The 23544-nt window shown below is 45.7% G+C and carries 20 protein-coding genes; 18 read left to right on the forward strand and 2 right to left on the reverse strand.

From position 1 onward, the window contains the following. Positions 1-33 precede the first annotated feature (33 nt). A complete protein-coding gene (locus tag AWH61_RS02535; protein WP_075176146.1) occupies positions 34-1008 on the reverse strand; it encodes a D-Ala-D-Ala carboxypeptidase family metallohydrolase in 975 nt (324 codons plus the stop codon). Further along, positions 1001-2608 carry a L,D-transpeptidase family protein gene (locus AWH61_RS02540; RefSeq protein ID WP_075176147.1) on the reverse strand — a complete coding sequence of 536 codons (1608 nt, stop codon included), beginning with the start codon at positions 2606-2608 and terminating at the stop codon, positions 1001-1003. The genes AWH61_RS02535 and AWH61_RS02540 overlap by 8 nt, the downstream gene beginning before the upstream one ends. 242 nt (positions 2609-2850) lie before the next feature. Between AWH61_RS02540 and flhA the strand changes: the two genes are divergently transcribed. The 18 genes from flhA (at position 2851) to AWH61_RS02630 (ending at position 23413) form a co-directional block, all read left to right on the forward strand. Then, positions 2851-4950 (forward strand): flagellar biosynthesis protein FlhA, encoded by a 2100-nt coding sequence (flhA, locus tag AWH61_RS02545; protein ID WP_075176148.1) that lies wholly within the window; start codon positions 2851-2853, stop codon positions 4948-4950. A gap of 29 nt (positions 4951-4979) precedes the next feature. Continuing rightward, positions 4980-6389, forward strand: coding sequence for a flagellar biosynthesis GTPase FlhF (gene flhF / locus AWH61_RS02550; protein ID WP_061485040.1), 1410 nt, complete (start codon positions 4980-4982; stop codon positions 6387-6389). A gap of 5 nt (positions 6390-6394) precedes the next feature. After that, complete coding sequence (locus AWH61_RS02555) at positions 6395-7261, forward strand: MinD/ParA family protein (protein ID WP_014948648.1); 867 nt, start codon at positions 6395-6397, stop codon at positions 7259-7261. Next, positions 7258-7989, forward strand: coding sequence for an RNA polymerase sigma factor FliA (locus tag AWH61_RS02560; RefSeq protein ID WP_014948649.1), 732 nt, complete (start codon positions 7258-7260; stop codon positions 7987-7989). Before AWH61_RS02555 ends, AWH61_RS02560 begins: the two co-directional genes overlap by 4 nt. Positions 7990-8025: 36 nt before the next feature. Further along, entirely contained in the window at positions 8026-8409 is a 384-nt protein-coding gene (gene cheY / locus AWH61_RS02565) for a chemotaxis response regulator CheY (RefSeq protein WP_012517682.1), read from the forward strand. 34 nt (positions 8410-8443) lie between these two features. Further along, the gene (locus AWH61_RS02570; RefSeq protein ID WP_014948650.1) at positions 8444-9199 is read left to right on the forward strand and encodes a protein phosphatase CheZ; all 756 of its coding nucleotides are present in this window, start codon (positions 8444-8446) and stop codon (positions 9197-9199) included. Between the two features lie 12 nt (positions 9200-9211). Next, positions 9212-11446, forward strand: a complete 2235-nt coding sequence (locus AWH61_RS02575; protein ID WP_075176149.1) for a chemotaxis protein CheA — start codon at positions 9212-9214, stop codon at positions 11444-11446. A gap of 28 nt (positions 11447-11474) precedes the next feature. Further along, complete coding sequence (locus tag AWH61_RS02580) at positions 11475-12605, forward strand: protein-glutamate methylesterase/protein-glutamine glutaminase (protein ID WP_014948651.1); 1131 nt, start codon at positions 11475-11477, stop codon at positions 12603-12605. A gap of 28 nt (positions 12606-12633) precedes the next feature. Then, positions 12634-13398 (forward strand): ParA family protein, encoded by a 765-nt coding sequence (locus AWH61_RS02585; protein ID WP_014948652.1) that lies wholly within the window; start codon positions 12634-12636, stop codon positions 13396-13398. 7 nt (positions 13399-13405) lie between these two features. Continuing rightward, positions 13406-14212, forward strand: coding sequence for a chemotaxis protein CheW (locus tag AWH61_RS02590; RefSeq protein WP_014948653.1), 807 nt, complete (start codon positions 13406-13408; stop codon positions 14210-14212). Positions 14213-14229: 17 nt separating this feature from the next. Continuing rightward, positions 14230-14721, forward strand: coding sequence for a chemotaxis protein CheW (locus tag AWH61_RS02595; protein WP_014948654.1), 492 nt, complete (start codon positions 14230-14232; stop codon positions 14719-14721). Between the two features lie 59 nt (positions 14722-14780). Beyond that, positions 14781-15215: a DUF2802 domain-containing protein gene (locus tag AWH61_RS02600; protein WP_075176150.1), complete on the forward strand. Its 435-nt coding sequence runs from the start codon at positions 14781-14783 to the stop codon at positions 15213-15215. A 111-nt stretch (positions 15216-15326) separates the two neighbouring features. Continuing rightward, positions 15327-16265 (forward strand): homoserine O-acetyltransferase MetA, encoded by a 939-nt coding sequence (gene metA, locus AWH61_RS02605; protein WP_039224879.1) that lies wholly within the window; start codon positions 15327-15329, stop codon positions 16263-16265. Between the two features lie 3 nt (positions 16266-16268). Next, complete coding sequence (locus tag AWH61_RS02610) at positions 16269-17336, forward strand: homocysteine S-methyltransferase family protein (RefSeq protein WP_075176151.1); 1068 nt, start codon at positions 16269-16271, stop codon at positions 17334-17336. Positions 17337-17345: 9 nt separating this feature from the next. Next, a complete protein-coding gene (gene metH / locus AWH61_RS02615) occupies positions 17346-19970 on the forward strand; it encodes a methionine synthase (protein WP_075176152.1) in 2625 nt (874 codons plus the stop codon). 23 nt (positions 19971-19993) lie between these two features. Further along, a complete protein-coding gene (locus AWH61_RS02620) occupies positions 19994-20584 on the forward strand; it encodes a DUF938 domain-containing protein (RefSeq protein ID WP_061485050.1) in 591 nt (196 codons plus the stop codon). Positions 20585-20618: 34 nt separating this feature from the next. Beyond that, the gene (gene ppnP, locus AWH61_RS02625) at positions 20619-20903 is read left to right on the forward strand and encodes a pyrimidine/purine nucleoside phosphorylase (RefSeq protein ID WP_039224887.1); all 285 of its coding nucleotides are present in this window, start codon (positions 20619-20621) and stop codon (positions 20901-20903) included. Between the two features lie 488 nt (positions 20904-21391). Beyond that, positions 21392-23413 carry a methyl-accepting chemotaxis protein gene (locus AWH61_RS02630; RefSeq protein ID WP_014948661.1) on the forward strand — a complete coding sequence of 674 codons (2022 nt, stop codon included), beginning with the start codon at positions 21392-21394 and terminating at the stop codon, positions 23411-23413. The last annotated feature ends 131 nt before the right edge of the window (positions 23414-23544 follow it).

Here is a 23544-nt window from a genome sequence, read left to right on the forward strand (position 1 = left end):
TGGGGCATAGGTATGTGCCCCGAACCAACAATTCTACCAGCGCGCTAGGGTTCCTCTCACATCCACATGAACAAAAGGCCCGTGCGCCGCATTAGCACCGTAAATACCAAGCCCACCGACTCTTGGACCGAAAGCGCCTTGTTTAGACATGTTTGATATAAAGTTCGCGAGCCATACCGCATCTTCGCGGTTTACCACACCGTCTTTATTGAGGTCATCCATCGCCCCATCTTTCGGTGACTGATCGATATAGAAATCCGCTGCGCCACCCCAAACGTGACGGCTGTACTGAACATTGCCAATAGCTTTGTTGTAGAACGGAGTGCGATATCCACTCATTATGGTTAATCCTTCAACAGCATGCCCTTCGTCATTTAAGGTGTGCAGTATTTTTTCCAGTTTCAACAAAAGGCCTGCTCGCAAATGTACATATTTGGGAAATCCTTGTTGCTGCTTGGATAGAAATTGACCTAGGGTGAAATTGGGCGACAACCTTACGTCCGTTTGTTCTGGCGATACTTCAATAAGTCCTGATGGGGGTAAATAAATGGGATTGTCTTTTAAAGGCTTATCAGGATATTTACCAATTGTGTAGCCGTTTAACTTACCTGTTTTGTCTACCTTTTCCAAAGATGTCATCACAAAGACGTTGAGCGTCGCAGTTTCACCTGACTGCGCGTTGGTGGTTTTAAGTACATAGTGCCCTGATTTCTTAGGTGCCATTATTGGCGCTTTCCCCACAACCCCGCTAACTATTGGAAGGTTCGAACTCGTCTTTAGTGCTTCACCGTTCGCATGGTGAAATTGAAAGTTCCCAGTATGGCTTTTGTTGTCAAACTCAACAGTGAACGTTTTATTCGGCATTACAAAAATAGAGAAAATAGGGTAGGGAACCATATTTCCATTAATAGCAAGCTTAGAGTTGAGCATGTCATTGTCAAAGGAGCACGCATCACCGGCGCGCACTACAGTTAAAAGAGCAATCAGCACTAACAAACACTTACGCACGTTTAAACTCCTTCAACTTCTCAATAATATGGCTGTCCCGATTGTATGCATCGCGGCGAAATACAATGGTTCCTGCTTCATCTGCAAACGCTGTGAAGTACACAATAAGAACCGGTATCGGTTTCTTCAAATACAGTGTACTGGTCTCTTCACTTTGAAGTAATTGCTCAGCTTGCGGTATTGACTCTGTCTGGCCTGAATGAGTGAGTACCCATTGAGACAGCTTCAAAGGATTAGAGACTCTGATACAGCCAGAGCTGAAGTTCCTTTCTAATTTCGAAAAAAGGCTGTGATCGGGCGTGTCGTGAAGATAAATGGCATGCTTATTTGGAAGCATGAATTTCACTTTACCAAGGGCATTGTGCGGCCCGGGCTTTTGTCTGAGTGTATAGTGAAACGTACCACGGCTAACATTTGTCCAATCAAACTTATCGACAGGGCTGAAGCCGCTGACGCCGGCGGGCTGGGCTTCGTAACCTTGCTCAACCAATAAAGAAGGATTGGTTTTTAATTTCGCCAGCTTGTCTTTAGTGGCTATACTGAAAGGCACGGTCCAGTAGGGGTTAAACACCATATACTTCATTGATTCAGCGAAAACGGGCGTTTGTCTCACTGGTGTACCGACAATCACAGGCATTCCCAGTGTTTCTTCACCTTCAGTAAACCCTCTCAACTGAAACGACGCAATGTTAACGCGTAAATATGTCGACCAAGTTTGATGAGGAAGCCAGCGCCAACGCTCTAAGTTTGCATCGATTCTTTCTAACCAAGAAAACGTGGTGGCATTTAATGCTTCTAAAGTGGAACTTCCCACAATACCATCTGGCTCTAAGCCCGCAGACATCTGAAACTGCTTAACCGCGTCCAGTAAATCTTTATCGAATAACTCTGAATAGGTGCCTGGCCCTAAAAGACGAGACTTCAGCAACACAACTCTTTCGCTCGTTGAGTTCAGCTTAAGTGTTGGGCCAACTGGAATTTGTGTGGTAACTGTAGAAACTGCCGTGAGTAAACTACGCTTTTTTTCTAACAGTAACTGGTATTCATGGTGTGATGGCCACATGGCCCGCAATGTTGCAGAAACACCGTTAGTTAATGCGTGATTTAGCGATGCCACAGGATCCGCTTCTCTTTGCTTAAGGAACCACTGCGAATCTGCATTGGCGGGGCTAACAAGCCCATTTAATCGATGCAGAGTTTGACTGATGAAGGCATCGGTTGCTAGTACATCTAAGAGTGCCGTATTGGCGTCGCGACTTTCGAGCATAGATGCGTGGTAATACTCGGGCGAGAAGCCATGTAACTCTGAATCAGCAATTTCATGGAGGAGTTCCTGAAGACGGTTTTCAGCATCACTAGTACCAAACCATATAAGCTGGTAGCCCTGTTGAGTGTAGACCTCGCTTACCAAAACTCTATTGTGCACACGAGATGGGTTACTATTTTGTGAACCGTATATCTCCACTGAATCAACTAGCAAATTCTCCACACGCTGTCGTAAGTTAGGTTGTTTAGATGCATGAGCTACATGACTAAAAGTCAGCATGATGACAAGGCTGACCCAACAAAACGTTGCAACACGGTTTTGTAGTACTACCATGAATAATCCTTTTAAAACGAAGAGTAGGCCCTAGGAATAGTGACGTAATTATAAACTGTTCGTATGTCCCTCGGATACAAAATCTTAATCGCTCTATACAAGTCACTGTAGACAGTAATCACGCATGATTACAGCTCAGATTTGGATAACTTTTGCGTAAAACACAAAGCTGGCACGTTAGTTGAAAACTCACTAGAAGATTCACATAAAGCGTCAATTTTCTGATAGAGAGACACCAAGCCATGCAGTTATCCGGTTATCTTCAGCGATTCGATAAAAATCAGCTGCAAAATTTTACCAGTGGTTTAGGCGCACCCATCGTCCTTTTAGCAATTATGGGCATGGTTATATTGCCTATGCCGCCATTCTTACTGGACGTGCTGTTTAGCTTTAATATTGCGTTGTCGCTAGTCATTATCTTGGTGGCTGTACTTACCCAGCGTCCAGTAGATTTCGGCATTTTCCCCTTGGTGTTACTTATCGCTACCGTTTTGAGACTAGCGCTTAACGTGGCTTCTACTCGCGTTGTTTTACTTTACGGACATGAAGGCGGCGATGCAGCAGGTAAAGTTATCGAAGCCTTCGGTGAGGTCGTGATTGGTGGTAACTACGCCGTAGGTATTGTTGTTTTCGCCATTCTTCTTATTATCAACTTCAAAGTTGTAACCGCAGGCGCAGGACGTATTTCAGAAGTAAGCGCTCGCTTTACGTTAGATGCTATGCCTGGTAAGCAAATGGCCATAGATGCTGATTTAAATGCAGGGTATATAGATCAAGACCAAGCACGTAAACGCCGTGAAGAGATTACCGCAGAAGCGGATTTTTACGGGTCGATGGACGGTGCGTCAAAATTTGTAAAGGGTGATGCGGTCGCAGGCCTTTTCATCATGCTGATTAATATTGTCGGTGGTCTTTTTATTGGCATGATTCAGCACGGGCTTTCATTCGGTAACGCTATAGAAATCTACACCATATTGACCATCGGTGATGGTTTGGTGGCGCAAATTCCTTCATTGTTACTTTCGGTCGCTACAGCCATTATCGTTACTCGTGAAAACGAGACCCAGGAAATGGGCAAAGAAATCCGCGGTCAGCTTGGTAATAATCAAGCCCTCTATATAGCCTCGGGGGTTCTATTTGTGATGGGTATCATTCCTGGGATGCCTCATATCGCATTCTTAGGGTTCTCATTCTTGATTGCAGGCTTTGCTTACTGGCAGTCGGTCCAAGAAAAGAGAAAGGCCGCAGAGCCCAAAGTGCCAGACAATGTGGTAAAAGATGAATCGGTTGCGCCTGAAGTGAAAGAGCTTGGCTGGGATGATGTTCAGCAGGTAGATACCATCGGATTGGAAGTGGGCTATCGCTTAATTCCTCTTGTCGATAAATCCCAAGGTGGCGAGTTGTTGACGCGCATTAAAGGCGTACGTAAGAAACTATCGCAAGAACTGGGTTTCCTTATTCCGCCTGTCCACATTCGCGATAACTTGGATTTAGAGCCCAACACTTACATCATCGCTATGCTAGGCGTAACGATAGGCGATTCCATCATCAGTCACGATGAAGAACTTGCTATTAATCCAGGGCAAGTGTTCGGTAAATTAGAAGGGCGTGCCACTAAAGACCCCGCGTTCGGCTTAGACGCAGTATGGATTAAGCCCAATAAACGGGAGCATGCACAAACCCTTGGGTACACAGTAGTAGACGCTGCGACCGTTGTAGCGACCCATTTAAGCCAATTACTCTCTAACAATGCATATCAATTATTAGGGCACGAGGAAGCTCAACAACTTCTTGATATGCTTGCCAAGCAGCATCCGAAACTGGTTGAAGGATTAGTACCAGACATTCTTCCGCTAAGCACCGTCGTGAAAGTACTGCAAACCTTATTGTTTGAAGGCGTGCCTATTCGCGATATGCGTACAATCGTTCAAACACTCAGTGAGTACGGCACGCGCAGCCAAGACCCCGATGTTTTAGTGTCTGCAGTGCGTATTGCCCTTAAACGTTTAATTGTCCAAGAAATTACTCAAGGTGCAAAAGAGATACCTGTCATAACCTTGGCGCCAGAGTTGGAACAGATGTTGCACCAGTCACTTCAAGCAGGTGGCGAAGATGGCGCTGGCATAGAACCAGGTCTGGCAGACAAGCTGCAAAAATCATTGCAGCAAGCCAGTCAGCAGCAAGAGTTAGAAGGAGAGCCTGCAGTACTCCTTACCTCAGGCATGCTACGACCCGTTCTGTCTCGCTTCTTAAAATATTCGGTTGTTGGGCTTCATGTTCTGTCTTACCAAGAAGTGCCTGACGACAAACAAATAAAAATAGTCAGTTCGGTCGGTCAATAATCTGACACTGGGTGATTGGAGAGGTTGCAATGAAAATTAGACGTTTCTTCGGCAAAGATATGCGTGAGGCGTTAAGCCAAGTTAAAGCTGAATTGGGCAGTGACGCTGTGATCATGTCAAATCGCAAAGTCGCTGACGGTATTGAGCTTGTCGCAGCCTACGACAAAGAACCTGAAGCGAAGTTGTTTACGCCGAAAGCGTCTCCACAAGCCGCTGCAAAAACACCTGGTCAAAAGGCAGTGCCTAGCTTGAGCGAAATCATTGGTGACGACGGTCCTGATAGCCTTAAAGCACTGCTAGAAAAGCAGCACGGTGGAAATAATGGCGTAGCGAGTCCCGCGCAACCTAACCAACCAATGACAGCAAATGCTAAGCACGCCAATGAAATTGCTTCGCACTTAGACTTCTCAGAAGCCTTTATTGACGACGTAGAAGCCCAGCAGTCTTCTCATGAACCAGTTCGTCAGAACGCTTTCCCAGAGCATCAAGCGTCGAGTATGGATGATACCGCTGTGACGCAGTCAGCGGAGCTTGCGCAAATCAAGGAAGAGCTAGCGTCTCTTCGCGATGTATTGCAATATCAAGTGGCCGACTTGATGGAAGCTAAAAACAAACGTCAAAAACCTGTTCATCAATATCTAATCACCCGTTTAACCGATATGGGGTTAAGCAACGCGTTAGCGAAACAGCTTATTAGCTATACGCCGTCACATTACAACGAACGAGATGCATGGGTATATCTTCTTAACCTATTGGCTAATCGCATAAATGTGACAGGAAACGATATACTTAGCGCACAAGGTGCTGTTGCATTAGTAGGACCAACAGGTACCGGTAAAACAACTACCGTTGCGAAACTTGCTGCCCGCTATGCGCAAAAATACGGTGCAGAGTCGGTTGCGATGATTACCATCGATACGTATAGAATTGCCGCCTATGAGCAGCTAGCGACATACGGAAAGATTATTGGCTGCACGGTGAGAAAAGCGCAGACTAGTGAAGAACTTGCGGATTTATTATTCCAACTTCGTCATAAGCGACTAGTATTGATTGATACGGCTGGATTTAGTCAAAGAGACAGTCGATTAATTAAACAAATTAAGCAGTTTGATAACGGACAAATGCCAAATGTTAAAAAATATTTGGTAGCGCAAGCAAATACGCAATATCCTGCTTTGCAGAGAATCATTCAAGCGTATGATGATATTGAACTAAGTGGCTGTATTTTCACAAAGTTAGATGAGTGCTACTCTTTAGGAGAGGTGCTTAGTGCAGCGGTTGAATACCAATTACCGGTTAGTTATGTCACCGATGGTCAAAAAGTACCTGAAGACATTAAGATTGCAGAAGCGAAATCTTTGGTTTCCGCTGCTGCAAAGCTTTATAAAAAGTACGGTTTGAATCATACTAGTGGTAACAACGCAATTAAAACAGCATAAGCAGTATGATTGACGACCAAGCGAGTAGCTTAAGAAAAATGAAGCAATCACGGTTAATCAAAGTAATCGCCGTCACCGGTGGCAAAGGTGGCGTAGGTAAAACAAACATTACATTGAACACCGCTATCGCCATGGCGAAGCAAGGTAAACGTGTAATGGTTCTCGATGCGGACCTCGGTCTTGCTAACGTAGACGTTATGTTAGGTTTGCGTGTTGAGAAAAACTTATCCCACGTGCTTTCCGGCGAATGTACACTTGATGAAGTACTAGTGACCGGTCCGCACGGAATAAAGATTGCCCCTGCCACATCAGGCACGCAGTCGATGGCAGAATTGTCGCCAACGCAACACGCTGGCCTAATTCGTGCCTTTAGTGAGCTGCGCTCGCAGATTGACGTGCTTATCGTTGATACAGCGGCAGGTATTTCAGACATGGTGTTGAGCTTTTCAAAAGCCTCACAAGACATCATGGTCGTTGTGTGTGACGAGCCTACCTCATTGACAGATGCGTATGCATTGATAAAAATTCTGAATAGAGAGCACGGTGTTTTCCGCTTCAAAGTTGTGGCTAATATGGTGCGCGACGTGCGAGAAGGCCAAGAGTTATTTAGTAAATTAAGCAAAGTGACAGGGCGTTTTTTAGATGTTGCACTAGAATTAGTGGCGACAGTACCGTTTGACGAGAACATTCGTAAAGCAGTGCGTAAACAAACAGCCATTGTCGATGCTTACCCAGGTTCACCTGCAGCCGTTGCAATAACACAGTTGGCGAGTAAAGCCTTAACATGGCCTATTCCAGCGCAGCCAGGTGGCCATTTAGAGTTCTTTATTGAACAGTTAGTTGCAGAAAAAGCCGTAGGAAGTCAGCGTTGAACAGCAAGGCAGCCGCTTATCAACAACAAACCGATAAAGCGCAGTTAGTCGAAAGACATGCGCCATTGGTTAAGCGTATAGCGCATCACTTGATAGCGCGATTGCCGGCTAGTGTTCTCGTAGACGATTTAATTCAATCAGGCATGATTGGATTATTAGAAGCCGCACGAAACTTTGATGGTTCAAAAGGAGCCAGCTTTGAAACGTTTGCCGGTATTCGCATTCGCGGTGCTATGCTAGATGAAATTCGCAAAGGGGATTGGACACCGCGTTCAGTCCACCGAAATGGCCGAGCGATCACTGAAGCAATTTCGCAAGTAGAAAGCGAAACAGGCCGCGATGCTAGAGATTCTGATATTGCTGATAAGCTTAATGTAAGCTTGCAGGACTATCACCAAATGCTTAATGAAGTAAATGCCGGAAAGCTGGTAGGTATTGAAGATTTAGGTGTGTCAGAAGATGTTATTTCGACAGAGCAAAATCGAGGTAGCGACGCACCACTGGAAGATTTGATGCAAGGCGCTTTCCAAAAAGCGCTTGCCCATGCAATTACGACATTACCTGAAAGAGAAGCGATTGTACTTTCGCTGTATTATGATGAAGAGCTGAACCTAAGAGAAATTGGTGAGGTTCTTGATGTAAGTGAATCGAGAGTCAGTCAAATTCACAGTCAGGCCATGTTAAAACTCAAATCACGAATGAAGTCGTGGCAAGCTGACGAAGAATAGAAATTAATAACAATTAACCCCTCACTGGAGGCTATTTTGGACAAAAGCATGAAAATTCTCGTGGTCGATGATTTTTCTACCATGAGACGTATCATCAAAAACCTACTTAAAGATTTGGGTTTTTCCAACATCCAGGAAGCGGATGACGGAAGTACTGCATTGCCTATGTTGCAGCAAGGTGATTTCGATTTCGTAGTTACCGATTGGAACATGCCTGGAATGCAGGGTATTGACTTGCTTCGCGCGATTAGAGCCGATGACAAGCTCAAGCACCTACCAGTACTTATGGTTACTGCTGAAGCGAAGAAAGAGCAAATTGTTGCCGCCGCGCAAGCAGGTGTTAATGGCTACGTTGTTAAGCCGTTCACTGCAGCAACACTTAAAGAAAAATTAGATAAAATATTCGAACGTTTAGGTTGATCCAGACGCTCACCAGAGAAATGAGGTTTACTGGATGTCAACGAATGTAAACGTTCCAATTTCGTTGGAAGAAGCAAAACAGCTTGTCACCTACCTTGAAGAGGGTGACAACGCTTCAGCCAATGCCCTATTAGAAGCGGCCTCAATGAAAGAAAACGTTGAGTTATTTGCCGAAGTAGGGAAACTGACGCGTCAGCTTCATGACGCGCTGAATAATTTCCAAATAGACGACCGCATTAAAAATCTCGCGACCGATGATATTCCCGATGCACAATCCCGCCTAACCTACGTAATTGAAGAAACTGAAAAAGCTGCTAATACTACTATGGATGCCGTTGAAGCGAGTATGCCTATAGCTGAAATGCTGTCGGCGCGCATTGAAAAGGTTATGCCTGAGTGGAAGAAGCTGATGAATCGCCAGATAGAGTTGGGTGAATTCAAGGCTTTATGCGCAGACTTAGACGAATTGTTGGAAGAAGGTTCGGCACAGTCAGCTAAACTTACACAGTTACTTACAGAAGTATTGATGGCTCAAGGTTATCAAGACTTAACTGGTCAGGTTATTCGCCGCGTTATCGACTTGGTTAAAGAAGTGGAAGACAGCTTAGTTAACATGCTTACCATGTTTGGTGAACGCGACGGTGCAGAACAAACTAAACCATCCAGCGTTAAGGCCGATAAGGTTGATGGTGTAGAGGCAGAAGGCCCTATCATTGATGCCGATAAGCGCGACGACGTCGTGTCAGGCCAAGATGATGTAGATGATCTTCTGTCTAGCTTAGGTTTTTAGGGGAGCGGGCGCATGTCGTTTGATGTTGACGAGGATATATTACAGGACTTTCTAGTTGAGGCTGGAGAGATACTTGAACAATTACAAGAACAGCTCGTTGATCTTGAGAACAATCCTGAAGATGCGGATTTGCTGAATGCAATTTTCCGTGGTTATCACACAGTTAAAGGGGGAGCAGGGTTCCTGTCTCTTACCGAGTTAGTAGAAATTTGTCACGGAGCGGAAAACGTCTTTGACGTAATGCGTAACGGTCAACGAACACTAACCCCTGAACTGATGGATATTATTCTGCAAGCCACAGATGTGGTGGTTGAAATGTTTGAACGAGTGAAAGCTCGGGATCCATTAGAGCCAGCAGATGCACACCTAGTAGACTTATTACACAAACTAAGTCGCCCGGAATCTCCAGATGAGAATATTTTTGGTGAACAAAGCGCGCCGGCGTCAGAACCTGAGCCCGCGATTGAAGAGCCAGAATTAGTTGTTGAAGAGCCTACTGCACAGGCACCAAGTTCTGGTGATAGCGGCGGTATTGACGAAATCACTGAAGATGAGTTTGAAGCGCTGCTTGATGAGCTTCATGGCTCTGGGGCACCAGGACAGTCCTCAGCGGCTAAAAGCGAACCTGCAAAGGCTGCTGCACCAGCTGCCGCTAGTGATAACGACGATATTACCGACGAAGAATTTGAAGCGTTGCTCGATGATTTACACGGCAAAGGCAAGTTTGGTGGTGAAGAAGCTGCGCCAACGGCAAATACACCAGCTCCAGCACCAGTTACGCCGAGTGCAGCTGGTGATGAAGAAATCACCGATGACGAATTTGAAGCACTGCTTGACCAACTGCATGGCTCAGGGCAAGGGCCTACCAAGCAAGGAGCCGTTTCAAAGGCGCCAGAGCCTCCTGTAGATAAGGCAGCAACAGAAGCGGTTCAAAAAGCGAAACAAGCAGCGCCAGCTGCGCCAAAAGCGACGCCTGCTCCTAGCGCCGCAGCGCCAGCTAAAGCAAGCGCACCTGCTGCACCAAAAGCAGCGCCTAAAAAAGATGAGAAGAAGGCGGCACCAGCTGCGCCTCCTGCTGAGACTACAGTACGTGTAGATACCAAGCGCCTTGACCAAATTATGAACATGGTGGGTGAACTCGTACTAGTGAGAAACAGACTAATAAGCTTGGGTATCAACAGTAACGACGAAAGCATGTCCAAAGCCATTGCCAACTTAGATGTGGTAACGGGCGACTTGCAAGGTGCGGTAATGAAAACCCGCATGCAACCTATCAAGAAGGTGTTTGGTCGTTTCCCTCGCGTTGTTCGAGACCTCGCTAGAAGCTTGAAAAAAGAAATAACCCTTGAGCTTGTGGGTGAGGAAACTGATTTAGACAAAAACCTGGTTGAAGCACTGGCCGATCCACTTGTGCATTTGGTGAGAAACTCCGTCGACCATGGTATTGAAATGCCTGATGATCGTGCTGCAGCGGGTAAACCGCGCATGGGTACGGTTCAGCTATCGGCATCTCAAGAAGGCGATCATATTCTTCTAACCATCGAAGATGATGGTAAAGGAATGGATCCTGAAAAGCTTAAAGAAATTGCCATTAGTCGCGGTGTACTAGACGCAGACGCAGCTGCACGTATGTCGGATGTTGAAGCGTTTAACTTGATATTCGCGCCAGGGTTCTCAACCAAAACAGAAATTAGTGATATTTCTGGTCGCGGTGTGGGCATGGACGTGGTTAAGACCAAAATTAACCAACTCAACGGCACCGTGAACATTGATTCACAGCTAGGAAAAGGCACGCGACTGGATATCAAAGTTCCGCTAACGCTAGCCATTCTTCCGACGCTAATGATTGTTGTAGGCAAACAAACCTTTGCGTTACCATTGGGTGCGGTGAACGAAATAATAAATATGGACATCAAAAAGACCAACACGGTCGATGGCCAGCTAACAATGATAGTTCGTTCAAAAGCAATTCCGTTGTTCTTCCTTGGTGAATGGTTGATTCGAGGTCCCAAAAACATCGATAGAGAAAAGGGACACGTTGTTGTAGTGCAAATTGGTACACAACAAGTAGGATTCGTAGTAGACGCGCTAATAGGCCAAGAAGAAGTGGTTATTAAACCGCTTGATGCATTATTGCAAGGCACGCCTGGTATGGCGGGAGCCACGATTACATCAGACGGTGGAATTGCACTAATTTTAGATATTCCGAGCCTGCTTAAACGGTATGCGCGTAAACCCATCAAGTAAGGCGATGAATTAACAGGAATAATAATCCATGGTCTTTAAAGTCCTTGTCGTGGACGACTCGACTTTTTATCGTCGTCGAGTAAAAGAAATACTCGATGGCGATAGGGAACTTGAAGTTGTTGGGGAAGCGAGAAATGGGCGCGATGCACTTGAAAAAGCAGAAGCGCTTAAGCCGGATGTGATAACGATGGATGTTGAAATGCCTGTCATGGACGGCATTTCAGCTGTAAAGGCCATAATGGACAAACGGCCTACACCTATTCTTATGTTTTCTTCGCTTACGCACCATGGTGCGCAAGCGACATTAGATGCGTTAGAAGCGGGCGCGCTCGATTTCTTACCGAAGAAATTTGAAGATATCGCGCAGGACAGAAAAGACGCATCGCGCTTGTTGTGTACAAAAGTACGCTTAATAGCGCGTCGTGGTATTGGTCTTAAGCGTCCGTCGTTTCGCTCTACAGAGGCAAGAAAGCTTCCTGATAATGCGCCAAAGCAGGCGTTCTTTAAAACATCAGGGTTGCTATCAGGGCATAAAGACGCAGCCAAACAGCCAACCGTTTCGTCTGTAAGAGCGACGGGAAAGCACTACAAGTGTTTGGCAATTGGGGCTTCTACAGGCGGGCCTGTGGCGCTTCAAAAGGTGCTGTCTCCTTTACCTGCAGAGTTTCCATACCCCATTTTGCTTGTACAACACATGCCTGGAACATTTACTACGGCATTTGCACAGCGTTTAGACACAAACTGTAAGATTAGAGTAAAAGAAGCCGAGCACGGCGACATTTTAAAACCAGGTCATGCGTATCTTGCTCCCGGTGGGAAGCAAATGTTGCTAGAAACCATAGGTGCGAATAAACGCATTGCCATTGTTGATGCAAGTGCGAGTGACAAGGTGAATTATAAGCCCAGTGTTGATCTCACTTTCAGTTCTCTGGCTAAAGCTTATGGTGGGGATGTATTAGGAATTATATTAACGGGTATGGGGGCTGACGGCAGAGAAGGATGCCGAATGCTCAAGGAAAAAGGCGCAACGATTTGGGCTCAAGACCAAGATTCCTGTGTTGTGTATGGTATGCCTCAAGCTGTAGCCGTTGCCAATATATCCAGTAAAAATATAAACATTGATGATATGAGCAGTTGCGTTCAAACCGAAATGCGATAGCAGTTTGAACAGTAATGGAACAGCAAATATGAAAGTGTGGACAGTAGCGAATCAGAAAGGTGGTGTAGGAAAGACTACCACTACGGTGAGCCTTGGCGGCTTGCTTGCACAGCAAGGCAAGCGAGTGCTCATGATTGATACTGATCCACATGCATCGCTGAGTTATTACTTCGGTATCGATGCAGAAGCGTCAAGTCATTCAGTTTACGATATTTTTATTAAGTCTAATGACATTACGGCCGATAATGTTATGGATTGTCTGTGCCCGACAAAGTTAGACAACTTATATGTGCTTCCTGCAACAATGGCGCTCGCGACCTTAGATAGAACGATGGGTAGCGAACAAGGTATGGGCTTAGTCCTAAAAAAAGCGTTGGCAAAAATCGCAGGAGAATTTGATGTTGCTATCATCGATTGCCCTCCAGTGCTTGGGGTGCTGATGGTTAACGCTCTTGCAGCGTGTGACAAGGTTATCGTGCCTACCCAAACGGAATATCTGGCGCTTAAAGGGCTAGACAGAATGATTCGTACCATGGAAATCATGGGACGTTCGTTGGACAAATCCTTTGATACTGTGATTATTCCAACTATGTTTGATAAGCGCACTAACGCGGCGCTTGCATCGCGAAAGCGCTTAATGAATGACTATGGTGAGCGCGTGTGGGAAGGGGTTATTCCCGTCGACACGCACTTCAGGGATGCAAGTTTAGTACAGCTTCCCATTTCCGCAGCGTACCCCAAAACACGTGGTGTGTCTGCGTACGAGAAACTATTAGCGGTATTGGAGAAATAACGAGAACATGAGCAAGCAATCGCCTTTTGCCCGTGAAGAAGTGATGGAGGCATACCTTGATAGCCTCCTCAAAGAGCCAGAAGCACCGGAAGATGTGACTGCGCGCACGGCAAAATTGCTCGAGCAGGCTTCTCAGCAGATGGCTGAAACGGCACTTGCTTCTACCGCCAATGAAAGTGAGCCGCAATCGAATGAACAAGAAGCGATAGCGGAAAAGGTTACATCGTTAATTGAAACGCAAAAAGCAGAGACAATTGAAGATGAACAGCAACAGTCTCACGCAGAAACTTTAGTAGAAAATGAACAAGAAGCTGCGTTAAACCGCGCTGAAAAAACAAAAGTTCCACTAAAGGATACTCTCGGTTTTCGCTTTCAGGCGCTATTCTTTGAGGTTGCAGGGTTAACACTTGCGGTGCCTTTGACGTCGCTAGGTGGGATCCACCAAATTGAGAAGATTGGCCCTTTATTTGGAAAACCTGATTGGTTTATGGGTGTAATGTTGCACAGAGAGTCTAAACTAAGTGTTGTTGACTCTGCAAAATGGGTAATGCCAGAAAAATATGACGAAAACCTCGCACAATCGCTTAACTACCGATATCTTATAATGTTAGGGGAAAGTGCGTGGGGTCTGGCTAGTGAAAAGCTAGTCAATACGGTCAATTTGACTACCGATGATGTTAAATGGCGCGAGTCCACAGGTAAGCGTCCCTGGTTAGCAGGGATGGTTAAAGAAAAAATGTGCGCGTTAATTGACGTTGAAGAATTAATATCTATGCTTAACAAAGGCTTAGGCAGTAACGACCAGACGCCATAGTATTGGGAGCCAGGTTCATGAGCGACGAAAGAATAAATAATAACGCCACCGACAGCAACGACGAAGTCCTTCAATGGGTAACGTATCGCTTAGGTGAAGAAACTTACGGTATCAACGTGATGCAAGTTCAAGAGGTCTTGCGTTATACCGAAATAGCCCCTGTACCCGGTGCACCTGACTATGTACTTGGTATTATCAATCTGCGTGGTAACGTAGTAACGGTTATCGATACACGTGCTCGTTTCGGATTACCGCCAACAGAAATTACTGACAATACCCGTATCGTTATTATTGAGTCTGACGAGCAGGTGGTTGGTATTCTTGTGGATAGTGTCGCTGAGGTGGTTTACTTGAAATCTTCAGAGATTGACAGTGCCCCTAACGTAGGTACTGAAGAGAGTGCTAAGTTTATCCAAGGTGTAAGTAACCGCGACGGCGAACTGCTTATTCTTGTAGATCTTAATAAATTGTTAAGCGACGAAGAGTGGGATGAGCTTAGCAACATCTAAATAAATGAATAGGCGGTATTGAATATAATACTGCCTACATTTCCCCAAGGGTTATGTCCATGGATTGGCAGCTTGCTGCACCTACCTTATTAGAACTCATACTGTGTATTCTTGTAGTTATACTCATCGCCGCGATGGGTGTGCTGTATTCACACGTTAAGCAGTTGCGTTCTGCATTAAGCGAAAGCGAACATGCTAACGCAGAGGCTATTGCCCGCACTGAAGCCCTTGCTAAAAATGCAAATAATCAACAAACTGAGGCGCAAGCACGCACCTTGGTGATCACTCGACACCTTCAAGAGTTAGACGAAAAGCAAACTGATATTGAAAACCAGCTTCGAGAACTCAAGCTTCAAGATCCTTCCCTACGCCTATATCAGCGTGCGGCGGACTTAGTCAAGCAAGGCGCTAGCATTGATGAAATTATTGAAGCCTGCGACATTCCTCGTGCCGAAGCTGAGATGTTGGTAATGGTGCATAAACAAAATAATTAGTATTTTTGAGCACCAGAGAAAAAAACGTTTAGACGTCTAGACGTAAAGATGTTGACATATCGCCAGTTATAGACACAATACAGATATTGTAATTTATCACTGGAGCCCTCTATGCCAATTCGTATTCCTGAGCAATTACCCGCGCAGAATGTACTACTAGGTGAAAATATTTTTACCATGGACATGGACAGGGCTGCCAATCAGGATATTCGTCCTCTTGAAGTCGGTATTCTTAATTTAATGCCGAACAAGATAGAAACCGAGGTACAGTTACTTCGCCTGTTATCGAACACGCCACTGCAAATAAACGTGGATTTAATTCGAATTGATAATCAAGCGCCGAAGAATACCCCGCAATCGCACATGGATGCTTTCTATCACGACTTTTCAGCGGTAGCGAATAAGAAATACGATGGCCTCATTGTCACCGGTGCGCCTCTCGCGCTTATCGATTACGAGGAAGTAAAGTACTGGGAAACCATGACCACCATATTGGAGTGGGCGCAGCGTCACGTGAACTCAACCCTTTACTTATGTTGGGCTGCTCACGCCGCCATGTATCACTTTTACGGCATTACACGAGAGCTTAGAGACGAAAAGTTTTCAGGTGTCTTTAAACATAAAGTGAATGACCCGAACAATGAGCTATTAAGAGGCTTTGATCCTTCTTTTTACGCACCACATTCCCGTTATGGGCATATTAACACCTCGTTGTATAACAGCGTCGATGGACTTAGTGTTGTTGCAGAGTCTGACGATGTAGGCGCTTATATTGTGGCGTCAGAAGATAAGCGCATGGTATTTGTAACGGGTCACCCGGAATACGATCCAGATACACTTAAAGACGAGTATTTTCGAGATATTGCCGCGGGACAAACGCCAGTAATTCCAAAAAACTATTTTGAAGGGGATGATCCAGCCAAGTCTCCTATTGTACAGTGGCGCTCACACGGCAGCCTATTGTTTACAAACTGGCTGAATTATTATGTCTATCAGACCACGCCTTACGATTTAAGTCAGCTTGCTGAAAAGTCACAGCCAAAGAGGTAGCACGTGAGCCAAAGACCAAATTCTAGCGCGCAAGCAACGCTTACAGAAGCCGCTAAAAAGCGCATCCTTATATTAGACGGCGCCATGGGCACCATGATCCAGCGCCATAAGTTAGAAGAAGAAGATTATCGCGGAACACAGTTTGCCAACTGGCACTGCGATGTTAAGGGTAACAACGATTTGTTGGTTCTTACTCAGCCCGATATCATCTATCAAATTCACTGTGATTACTTTGAAGCTGGTGCGGACATTATTGAAACGAATACGTTTAATGCTACGACTATCGCTATGGCAGATTACGATATGCAGGCTCAATCCCGTGATATTAATTTAGCTGCAGCTAAATTGGCACGTAAAGCTGCCGATGAGTTCACAGCAAAGACACCCGACAAACCCCGTTTCGTGGCAGGTGTACTTGGCCCAACAAATCGCACTGCTTCAATTTCGCCTGACGTTAACGACCCAGGCAAACGCAATGTTACTTTTGACGAACTCGTGGAAGCGTATAGCGAGTCTACCGAAGCGCTAATTGAAGGCGGTGCAGATTTAATCATGCTGGAAACCATCTTCGATACACTTAATGCGAAAGCGGCAGCCTATGCGGTAGAGTCGGTTTTTGAAAAGCTGGGTATATCGCTACCCGTTATGGTGTCTGGCACGATTACCGATGCCTCAGGGCGCACGCTGTCTGGTCAAACCGCGGAAGCGTTTTATTATTCCATGCGACACATCAGTCCATTCTCATTCGGCTTAAACTGTGCTCTTGGACCAGACTTACTGCGCCAATACGTGGATGAAGTGGCTTCTGTTAGTGAGTGCTTAATTTCAGCGCACCCTAACGCTGGTTTACCCAACGAGTTTGGTGAATACGACATGGAAGGCCCTGAAATGGCCGAGCACATCAAAGAATGGGCGCAGTCTGGGCTAGTGAATATTGTAGGTGGCTGCTGCGGCAGTACGCCGGAACACATTCGCGATATTGCTAACGCGGTCAATGGAATTGCGCCAAGAAAAGTGCCACAGTTTGAACCCAAAATGCGTTTGTCAGGCCTAGAGCCGTTTGTACACTAGGAGGGCATTATGAGCGCAGAATTTTCTACATTTATTAATATCGGTGAGCGTACCAACGTAACAGGCTCCGCTCGTTTTAAACGACTTATTCTTGAAGGTGATTATGAAACTGCACTTGATGTCGCAAGGCAACAAGTAGAGAACGGCGCGCAGATCATCGATATCAATATGGATGAGGCCATGCTTGATTCTAAGCAGGCCATGATCACCTTTTTGAACCTCATCGCCTCTGAGCCTGATATTAGCCGAGTTCCCATTATGATTGACTCGTCTAAATGGGATGTTATCGAAGCAGGGCTTAAGTGTGTACAGGGCAAAGCGATTGTTAACTCTATCAGCTTAAAAGAAGGGGAAGCGCTCTTCTTAAACCAAGCCAAGCTAATAAAGCGCTACGGTGCAGCAACCGTAGTGATGGCGTTTGACGAAACTGGTCAGGCCGATACACAAGCCCGCAAAGTTGAGATTTGTCAGCGTAGCTACAAGCTGCTGACAGAAGAAGTCGGCTTTCCACCTGAAGATATTATTTTTGACCCTAACATTTTCGCAGTAGCGACGGGTATTGAAGAGCACGATAACTACGCGGTTGATTTTATTGAAGCTACCCGTGAGATTCGTAAAACCTGCCCGTACTCTCATATTTCCGGCGGTCTTTCTAATATTTCGTTCTCGTTCAGAGGTAACAACCCGGTACGTGAAGCTATGCACTCGGTATTCCTATATCACGCTATTCGAGCCGGTATGGATATGGCCATTGTGAATGCAGGTCAGCTAGAGGTATATGACGAAATACCGGCTGAACTTCGAGATGCGGTTGAAGACGTGATTTTAAACCGCAGAAGTGATGCTACTGAACGCTTACTCGATATTGCACCGAACTATCAAGGCGACGGTAAAGCGGCCGCAAAGGAAGATTTATCCTGGCGCGAGCAAGAAGTGAATAAGCGCTTAGAGCATGCGCTTGTTAAAGGCATTACCGATTACATCATTGAAGATACTGAAGAAGCGCGTCAACAAGCTGAGCGTCCGTTACATGTTATTGAAGGGCCGTTAATGGACGGCATGAACGTAGTAGGGGATTTGTTCGGCGAAGGAAAAATGTTTCTTCCTCAGGTAGTAAAATCGGCCCGTGTAATGAAAAAGGCGGTAGCCCATTTACAGCCATACATTGAAGAAGAAAAGTCAGACGATGCGAAAAGCAACGGTAAAATTCTTCTCGCTACGGTAAAAGGTGACGTTCACGATATCGGTAAAAATATCGTAGGCGTGGTACTTCAGTGCAATAACTTTGAAGTGATTGATCTTGGCGTAATGGTGCCAGCGGCGACAATCTTACAAACCGCTAAAGATGAAAACGTTGATATGATAGGCCTGTCGGGCCTTATTACACCTTCACTAGATGAAATGGTTCACGTTGCCAAAGAAATGGAGCGTCAGGGCTTTGATATCCCGCTGCTTATTGGCGGGGCGACTACGTCTAAAGCGCACACTGCGGTAAAAATTGAACAAAACTACCATGCGCCTGTAGCCTATGTTCCAAATGCTAGTAGAGCAGTAGGCGTATGTCAGCGCCTTCTAAACAAAACGTCCCGCGAGATTTACGCGCAGGAATTGGCAAAAGAATACGATACGGTACGTGAACAGCACGCCCGTAAAAAGCCGCGCAGCAAGCCGGTGACATTAGCTCAAGCCAGAGAAAACGCTTTTAAGCCAGATTTTACGACTTTACCAGTAAAGCCTGCGAACCTAGGTGTAACACCGGTAACCGCCGATTTGGCTACGCTGCGCAACTACATTGATTGGACGCCATTTTTCTTAACCTGGTCTTTGGCAGGCAAGTACCCACGTATACTTGAAGATGAGGTGGTGGGAGAGCAGGCACAGTCATTGTTTAACGACGCCAACGCCATGCTGGATAAAATTATCGAAGAGAACAGCCTTCAGGCGAAAGGCGTTATCGGCTTGTTTCCTGCCAACCGCGTTGATGACGATGTTGAAATTTATACCGATGAGTCGAGAAACCAGATTCAAGGTGTTGCCCATCACTTGCGTCAGCAAACCCTAAAAGACAAATTCGCTAATTATTGTTTAGCAGACTTTGTAGCTGAAAAGTCGAGTGGCATAAATGATTATGTGGGCGCTTTTGCCGTCACCGGCGGTATAGGTGAAGACGAGCTTGCTGATAGCTATATTCAGACTGGCGATGACTACAACGGCATTATGGTTAAAGCGGTGGCAGACAGGCTTGCCGAAGCGTTTGCGGAATATCTGCACGAGCAAGTGCGTAAGCATTACTGGGGTTACGCCGCTGACGAATCACTAAGTAACGAAGAACTTATTCGCGAAAAATACCAAGGCATTCGACCGGCACCAGGCTACGCCGCGTGTCCCGAGCATACTGAAAAGCAGCTTATTTGGGATTTATTGTCAGCAGAGCAGCATACAGGTATGAAGCTTACGGAAAGTTACGCCATGTGGCCGGGGGCGTCAGTATCGGGTTGGTATTTTGCTCACCCTGATGCCAAATACTTTGCTGTCGCCAAAATTCAAGCCGACCAAGTAGAAGATTACGCCACACGTAAAGGCTGGACCTTAGAAGAGGCTGAAAAGTGGTTGGGTCCAAACTTAAGTGATTAATGCTGATTAGGCAGGTAACGTGTATGCAAATCGAAAAGCCTTTTAGTCAGGCTTGTGAGAACAACAAGCGCGCCATTTTGAGCGTGCTTGAACGTAAATTTGCCAATTGCCGACAGGTATTAGAGATAGGGAGTGGAACAGGTCAGCACGCCGTATTTTTGGCTGAGCATTTGCCCCATCTTATTTGGCACACAAGCGACCAACCACACTATCACGAAGGCATTGCCGCGTGGCTGAGTGATTCAAATACGGGGAATGTGAAACCTCCCATTGCATTCACCGTTGGGCAAGATGACTTTCCCAACCTCGACATAGACGGGATTTTTACGGCAAACACCGCGCATATCATGCAAAAAGAAGAGGCGAAGCTACTCATGGAATCAGTAGCGTTGCACTTACCCAAAGGGGGCGTATTCTGTCAGTATGGCCCTTTTACACATAGTGGTAAGTTTACTTCTGAAAGTAACCAAGCCTTCCATACTTCGCTTTTAGCGCGTGGTTATGGTGGCTACCGCGATATCAATGAGCTTACTGCTTGGGCAGGCGAGTTAAGCTTGCAAGAAATAATCGACATGCCCGCCAACAACCATATGCTTATTTGGCAAAAACGCTAGAAAAGCATCTCTTGCATCAATGAAAGGAGTAGCTATGAGCTTTAAAGTAAACCATTATTTCGACAATAAAGTGAGCTCGATTGGGTTTGAATCTGCAAACGGCCCCTGCACCTCGGGCGTGATGTCGCCGGGTGAATATACATTTTCTACATCACAAAAAGAGCTAATGAAAGTGGTTGAAGGTGAGCTAGTTGTGAAGCTTCCGGGAAGTGACGAATGGCAATCTTTTGCTACAGGCAGCAGCTTTAATGTACCCGCCGATGCTTCTTTTGACGTAAAAGTGTCTACGCCTACCGCTTATCTTTGCTTTTACAGCTAATTCTTAAAAGCGTTTAATTCACTCTGTATTTAAACTTTCGTAGAATTGACTTTCAGAGGTTGTAAAATTTCTCTGTATATCTCAAAGTATTAGAAGTGCAAGCGAGCTTGGCTCACTTGCGCTTTTATACTAATAAAACTAAACCTGAAATGTGTGCGAATTATCAGGGCCTGTTGACCTTTGATGTACGAATTTTGGTCTAAATGGAAGCCTTTTAATCGCGAAACAGTCCTGCAAGCCTAGTGGGCTAAGTTAAAGGGCTGTGACAAAGAGTAAAAGGCTTCCATAACGACCCCTTCGGGCAGCGCCTTTGTGCCATCTATACTGCGTTGAATGTTTTCGACTTAGAACCACTAAACCGTCAAACATCCGCCTTGTCTAGATGGCACAAAGACCGCTGCAAAAATGTACAACAAAGGTCAAGGGGCCCTAGTGCTGGAATACACTTTTCACACGTTGTGGCGTTTAGTAAACAATGAGAAGTACAAATGAAATCCATATCACTCCAAAAAAAGTTCATGCTTATCGTTGGCGGTAGCATAGCTTTGATGTTACTCATTACGGCGTTTTTCTTAGTCAATACCGTTGCAGATAACACCCGCAGTCGCGTAGAAAAAGAGCTTAAATCCTTAGTTGCACGTGAGGCCAATGACGTTGAAGGCTTCTTCGCAACCTATGGCGGCGTTGCTAGAGCATTCCTAAGTAGTCCTTTTCTACAAGATTTTTTTACGCGCCATAACACGCGAGGGGCGCCCGAAAGCCAACTGACTCAATCCAAAGATATCTATGCCACATTTGAGGGCATCAGCAGTCAAGATCCCATTATTAAATCGGCGTTCTTTGGTTCAGCTAAGACGGGTGAATACTTCTATGAAGAGGGCCGAGTCGGCGTCGACACTTCGGGTCCTGATGCTGGCAATCCTAACGCCGGTTACTTTGCAACTAAGCGTCCGTGGTTTACTACTGCCGTTGAAAAAGGAAAGCTATATGTAACGCCTCCTGCTGTCGATTCCCAAGATGGAAGCGTATCTGCAGTAGTACAAACCCCAATATACAAAAATGGAGCGTTACTAGGCGTTGGCGGTGTCGATATTCTTATTAGCACGGTGGGTAAGGTCATAGATGCCATTCGTTATGAAGAACAAGGCACGGCGTTTTTACTCGATGAAAACCAAAACATTGTTTACTTTCCAAAACAGAGCAAAGCGTTGCCACTAAGCTCCTCTATTCGCAACTTTGACAGCGTGTTTGATAGCACTGAAGGGTTTGGCAAGTTGGCAAGTAATATAGCGGCTAATGAATCTGGTATTGTGCACGTAACCTGGAAGGGGGAAGACTATGTTGCGGTTTTTGAGCACGCTCAGTTAACTAACCCACAAATGAATTGGTCGCTGGGCATTCTTATCCCTGCAAGCATCATTGATAGCCCTATAAATAATGCAATTACTACGGCAATTATCGTCGCCTTTGTGATTATTGGATTAATAGCGCTTATTACTTATTTTGCGAGTGCTAAAGTCACTCAGCCTTTGGTCGAAATGCGCAACGCTATGGCGGAAATAGCGCATGGCGACGGCGACTTAACCAAGCGTCTGGAAGTTAAGAGTAACGACGAAATCGGTGCGCTTGCTATAGAGTTTAATACCTTCACCGATAAACTAAGATCATTGCTAAAAGATACTGCCGCTAACACTAAGGCTGTTTCTGATGCAGCGGATCACCTTCGAGATGTGAGTCACGCGACTAGCAAGGAAATTAACCAAGAGCGTAGTCAGGTGGACAATGTGTCTACGGCAGTCACGCAGATGGCTGCTACCGTCGTTGAAATTTCAAAAAATGCGGCACAGTCCAGTGACGCTGCGACTAAAGCAGATGAATTGGTACAAGCCGGCAGTGAGCAAGTGCAAGATGCCATGAGGGAAATTCGCGCGCTGGCTGACGCCATCAGTCAGGGTGTTGAAGTTGTGGGCGGATTGAGCAAAGAGTCAGATAGCATCGGTGCTGTAGTCGATGTAATTAACAGCATTGCTGAACAAACTAATTTACTGGCATTAAACGCAGCCATTGAAGCGGCGAGAGCCGGTGAACAGGGGCGCGGCTTTGCCGTTGTTGCAGATGAAGTTCGCTCATTAGCAAGTCGTACACAAGAATCGACGACTGATATACGAAAAATGGTAGAGCGATTGCAGGCGATGTCTGAGCAGACCAACAGTGTTATGCAGGAAGGACAAACCCGTTCTCAATCTGGTGTCGATAAGACAGAGAAAGTGGTCGAAACGCTTAAAGACATTACCCAGTCTATAGGTTTGGTTCACGAGCAAAGTACTCACATAGCACTGGCGACCGAGCAGCAAACGGAGGTGGCGCAAGATATTAATAAGTCGCTCGTAGCTATCACTGGTTTAAGTGATAAAACTAGTCAGCATGCAGAAGAGTTAGCTGTGGAAGCTACGCAGTTAAGTGCCGTCTCTGGTGACTTAAAAGAATTGGTGGGGCAGTTTAAAATTTAGCGCAAATTATAAAAGGCCCATAAATGAAGCTACTTATTGAAACGGTAGCTTCGCACAAACAGCGAGTGAAAGTGGTGGTAAAGCTGTCTCTTCTACCGCTTTCCTTTGCTTTTATCGTTTAAGGTAAATAG

It is taken from the genome of Alteromonas sp. W12, from assembly GCF_001924945.1.
Classification (GTDB): domain Bacteria; phylum Pseudomonadota; class Gammaproteobacteria; order Enterobacterales; family Alteromonadaceae; genus Alteromonas; species Alteromonas macleodii.

Bases quoted from the DNA above. Each gene is read 5' to 3' on its own strand.
- metA (WP_039224879.1), top strand. From the start codon at position 15,327: ATGCCAATTCGTATTCCTGAGCAATTACCCGCGCAGAATGTACTACTA.
- AWH61_RS02590 (WP_014948653.1), top strand. From the start codon at position 13,406: ATGAGCAAGCAATCGCCTTTTGCCCGTGAAGAAGTGATGGAGGCATAC.
- AWH61_RS02630 (WP_014948661.1), top strand. From the start codon at position 21,392: ATGAAATCCATATCACTCCAAAAAAAGTTCATGCTTATCGTTGGCGGT.
- AWH61_RS02585 (WP_014948652.1), top strand. From the start codon at position 12,634: ATGAAAGTGTGGACAGTAGCGAATCAGAAAGGTGGTGTAGGAAAGACT.
- metH (WP_075176152.1), top strand. From the start codon at position 17,346: ATGAGCGCAGAATTTTCTACATTTATTAATATCGGTGAGCGTACCAAC.
- AWH61_RS02540 (WP_075176147.1), bottom strand. From the start codon at position 2,608: ATGGTAGTACTACAAAACCGTGTTGCAACGTTTTGTTGGGTCAGCCTT.
- AWH61_RS02595 (WP_014948654.1), top strand. From the start codon at position 14,230: ATGAGCGACGAAAGAATAAATAATAACGCCACCGACAGCAACGACGAA.
- AWH61_RS02570 (WP_014948650.1), top strand. From the start codon at position 8,444: ATGTCAACGAATGTAAACGTTCCAATTTCGTTGGAAGAAGCAAAACAG.
- flhF (WP_061485040.1), top strand. From the start codon at position 4,980: ATGAAAATTAGACGTTTCTTCGGCAAAGATATGCGTGAGGCGTTAAGC.
- AWH61_RS02555 (WP_014948648.1), top strand. From the start codon at position 6,395: ATGATTGACGACCAAGCGAGTAGCTTAAGAAAAATGAAGCAATCACGG.
- flhA (WP_075176148.1), top strand. From the start codon at position 2,851: ATGCAGTTATCCGGTTATCTTCAGCGATTCGATAAAAATCAGCTGCAA.
- AWH61_RS02620 (WP_061485050.1), top strand. From the start codon at position 19,994: ATGCAAATCGAAAAGCCTTTTAGTCAGGCTTGTGAGAACAACAAGCGC.
- ppnP (WP_039224887.1), top strand. From the start codon at position 20,619: ATGAGCTTTAAAGTAAACCATTATTTCGACAATAAAGTGAGCTCGATT.
- AWH61_RS02600 (WP_075176150.1), top strand. From the start codon at position 14,781: ATGGATTGGCAGCTTGCTGCACCTACCTTATTAGAACTCATACTGTGT.
- AWH61_RS02575 (WP_075176149.1), top strand. From the start codon at position 9,212: ATGTCGTTTGATGTTGACGAGGATATATTACAGGACTTTCTAGTTGAG.
- AWH61_RS02580 (WP_014948651.1), top strand. From the start codon at position 11,475: ATGGTCTTTAAAGTCCTTGTCGTGGACGACTCGACTTTTTATCGTCGT.